A 1,011-nucleotide genomic window follows, 5' to 3' on the forward strand; every position below is an offset into this window, starting at 1 on the left:
ATACTAATTCAAAATCATAAAGACGCATTCAGAATGTAGGGAAAGCAAGTCAACTCGATGACTGTCTGCCGACCCGTGAATAACGCTTCAAGAACAGCCCGCAAACGTTGCTCAGCTTGGGCTAAACTGCTAAATACCCGGGCCTTCAAGCCTTGGCGAACTTCCTTGAAGACACGCTCCACCGGATTGAGTTCAGGACAATAGGGCGGTAGCTTGCTAAAAGTCAATTGTGTTTCTGCAAACGCTTCCCGTTTATGCGCCCTACTGCCATCGGCTACCAATAAGTGTTTGCCCGATACCTGGCTATTGATCTGACCCACAAACCAACCGAACCACTCGCCCGTCAGTTTGGGCAGAAAAGCCGCGTAGCCCTGCCCCGAGAAGGGACACAGGGCCAGGTACAGATACAAACTCTCATAGCCAATCTGCACCGGGGTATAGGGCCGGTAACCCATTGGCGACCACTTCTGACCCGTATCAGTGCGGGTACCCGCCCGTAGCTCATCCTGAAACAGAATGCGTTCCGGGGCAAAGTCAGCGGCTAGGTTGGCAAATTTTTTTTGTAGGTCTCGACCGCATCCGGCATTTGGCAGATATGAACAGGCCTCCCTGTTTTCTTCTTGATTTTTAGTCGTTTACAGACCGCTGAGACCCCGCCGATGGTGTAATTGACCCCATGACTGCCTGCCAGATAAGCCTGCACATCAGCCAACGAATGAGCCTGGTCATCGTAGAGAAACTGGCGTAAATGGCTGATCTGAGTGAAGGAAAGTTTGCCAACATAGGGTTGGCTTCGGACTTCGATGAGGGCCTCGAGGCCCTCGCTGAGGTATTTGGCCCAGATGCGTTGTCCCTGCCGTAAGCCGAGATTGATGAGTTGAGCCGCTTGTTTTTGAGAGTTAGCCTGTTTCTCTTTGAGCAAACGAATGAAGCGGACGTAATCGCGATTGGCGACATTAGTCTGCTGTTTTTCAAGCTGTTGCAGTTCGTCAACGGTCTGGCTGATTTTAG

At 51.3% G+C, this 1,011-nt stretch carries 2 protein-coding genes; both read right to left on the reverse strand.

Features of this window, described 5'->3' with window-relative positions:
• Positions 1 to 14 precede the first annotated feature (14 nt).
• Entirely contained in the window at positions 15 to 593 is a 579-nt protein-coding gene (locus FH603_RS28235) for an IS630 family transposase (RefSeq protein ID WP_186742744.1), read from the reverse strand.
• The coding region (locus FH603_RS28240) for a helix-turn-helix domain-containing protein (RefSeq protein WP_186742742.1) at positions 542 to 1,011 on the reverse strand (470 nt) is incomplete at its 5' end. The genes FH603_RS28235 and FH603_RS28240, both read right to left, overlap by 52 nt.

The sequence above is a fragment of the Spirosoma utsteinense genome, from assembly GCF_014282275.1.
Lineage (GTDB): Bacteria > Bacteroidota > Bacteroidia > Cytophagales > Spirosomataceae > Spirosoma > Spirosoma utsteinense.